The organism is Waterburya sp. (assembly GCF_058530065.1).
In genome coordinates this window covers 1-2,322 of the sequence record NZ_JBZNBU010000402.1, presented here as the reverse complement: position 1 = coordinate 2,322, position 2,322 = coordinate 1, and the positions used below count along the sequence as shown (strand labels likewise).

At 38.2% G+C, this 2,322-nt stretch carries 3 protein-coding genes and 1 pseudogene; 3 read left to right on the top strand and 1 reads right to left on the bottom strand.

What is annotated here, in order from left to right; genetic code table 11:
- The coding region (locus AC33VI_RS22855) for a polysaccharide biosynthesis/export family protein (RefSeq protein ID WP_491784564.1) at positions 1-528 on the bottom strand (528 nt) is incomplete at its 3' end.
- A gap of 68 nt (positions 529-596) precedes the next feature.
- Here AC33VI_RS22855 and AC33VI_RS22850 point away from each other — a divergent pair.
- From AC33VI_RS22850 to AC33VI_RS22840, 3 genes and pseudogenes are all read left to right on the top strand, one after another.
- A complete protein-coding gene (locus tag AC33VI_RS22850; RefSeq protein ID WP_491784565.1) occupies positions 597-875 on the top strand; it encodes a TIGR02450 family Trp-rich protein in 279 nt (92 codons plus the stop codon).
- A gap of 140 nt (positions 876-1,015) precedes the next feature.
- A complete protein-coding gene (locus AC33VI_RS22845; protein WP_491784563.1) occupies positions 1,016-1,894 on the top strand; it encodes an ABC transporter ATP-binding protein in 879 nt (292 codons plus the stop codon).
- A gap of 227 nt (positions 1,895-2,121) precedes the next feature.
- Positions 2,122-2,322, top strand: a pseudogene (locus AC33VI_RS22840) (peptidylprolyl isomerase); the annotation flags it as partial.

The window sequence follows — 2,322 nt, the reverse complement described above, 5'->3', positions numbered from 1 at the left end:
ATCCACTTCTCCAGAAACGCCGATTTTTAGAGGGCGAGGAGCAATTAAACCAACGGTAATAATAGGTCGCTTGAGATAAGTAGAATATTTTTCGGAAACTTTGTCGGATGTTTCTTTAAGACTTAAACCCCTGACATCAACTCTACCAACTAAAAGTAAACTAATAGTGCCGTCAACTAATACGGGATATTCACCACTATATTCTTCTACTTGAAAAATGTTGAGATTAATTCTGTCCCCAGCACCAAGAGTATAGTCACTTTCTTCTGTCGCAAACTCAATGTTTTCTGCTGGTAGGGGAGAGTTAGCATCGGGAAAACTATCGTTTTCCAAAGGAGGTAAATCTCTGTAATTAATAGGAGCTTGTTCTGTAGTAGCTCCCCCAGAGTTGGAATCTTCTAGTTTAATAGTATTGTCTTGAGCAATTGCTGGTGCGGAAGCAAGTGCCAAACATAAAGATAGGGCAATAGCACTGTAGTTATTAACTCGTTCTAAAAATAACTGATACAAAACGGATGTAGTTTTCATAAAAATATCACAATGAAAAGATGTTGATTATTGCGACTAGAGTAACATTATTATCTTTTGAAGTTAAAATGTCGAAAAAACAAAAACAAAAGTTTCCTTTTTTAGTTGGCTCAAAATGGACTGCCAAACAAAAAACTTGGGGTTGGAGACATTTCCAAGTGGTCAATCGCAAAAACCAAGGAAAATGGGTATTTGCTGAAATGGTCGCATCCTGCGATCCTCAAACTAAGTTCTGGCTGAATGCCGTTCAACTTAAAGATGATAATCTCTGGATACCTGGATGGAAAACCCTCCAAGAGATCGAGATAGTAGAGGATAGTAATGATGCTAATAATTGTAGCTATTAAGCCTGTTTATATGTTTAAAGATTCAATCAAGTTTTCAAAAACCACTTTATATAAATAAGGTTTGAAAAGATAATAACATTATCTTTGGTAATTGTTATTTTAGTTTCTGTATAAAAATTTTAGATATATATCAAGCATAGATGAATAATTTGGCTGTAGCTCTCTCAAATGTCCGCAAAATATATAATAACGTTTCCGTCGTTGACGATCTTTCTTTGACTATTGAATCGGGGGAAATATTCGGTTTATTAGGTCCTAACGGTGCGGGCAAGTCTACCACTATTAGAATGTTGATTACCTTAGCGCAGCCCAATGAAGGTAGAATTGAAGTTGCTGGCTATGATGTTGCTTGCGATCGCGATCGCGTCAAACGAAATATTGGCGTAGTTCTGCAACAAATTAGCGTCGATGGGGAACTCACGGTTTGGGAAAACCTGGAGTTTCATGGCAGAATGCACCACATTCCCAAGTCGGAACGAAAAAAGCGCATTAGAAAATGGTTAGAATATGTCGATTTAAGCGATCGCGCTCAATCTCTGGTGAAAACTCTTTCGGGAGGAATGAAACGTCGCTTACAAATTGCCAGGGCTTTATTACACGAGCCGAGTATTTTATTTTTAGACGAACCCACTGTGGGTTTAGATCCCCAAACTCGTCGCCGTCTCTGGGAAATCATTCAAGATCTTAATAGTAAAGGCATGACTATCGTGATTACCAGTCACTATATGGAAGAGGTAGAATTTTTGTGCGATCGCTCGCGCAACGGCAAACCAGGGCGGATCGGTATTATGGAAGCGGGAAAATTAATCGAATTGGGTACTCTAGAAGATTTTCGGGCTAAATATGGCAAAGCGATCGCCCTCAAACAAACGGGAGATAGGTTAGAAAGTCGGTTTTTCCGCGATCGCGCCACTGCCAACCATTACCTGGAGTCTTTGGCAGATAAAATCGGGGTGACTATACGAGATTCTAACTTGGAAGATATTTTTGTCGAACTTACAGGAAGACAGTTAAATTAGATGTTTCCGAAAATTATTTATTGTAAATTGTTATGGGCTGAAGTCTTAAACAGGGGTTAGGGTGAAAAGAGCAGATACAATCTAAATTTAAGTTGCTTTTAACTCTTATTTATTATATTTATAATACAAAGCCCCATAACTCTGCTTTAGTTGTTGCTCGGTTTATTGATTGAGAGCAAACAATAGGCTGCGAGCTTGATGCCTTTGAACTATATACAACCCCAAGTATGAAACAAATAGTCAAAATCAACCCCCAAACTATTATCAGCCATTTAAAGCTTTCTAGTCAGTTAAACCGCATTTTGGAGGGAATAGCTACTTGTCAAATAATTGAGTCTAAAGCCAGAGAATTAGGAATTGAGATTCAAGACGAAGAATTGCAACAGGCTGCTGATGATTTTCGCCTAGCCAACAATTTGCAAAATATT

Excerpts from the sequence above, each read along its gene's own strand:
- AC33VI_RS22850 (WP_491784565.1), top strand. The coding sequence starts at position 597 with ATGTCGAAAAAACAAAAACAAAAGTTTCCTTTTTTAGTTGGCTCAAAA.
- AC33VI_RS22845 (WP_491784563.1), top strand. The coding sequence starts at position 1,016 with ATGAATAATTTGGCTGTAGCTCTCTCAAATGTCCGCAAAATATATAAT.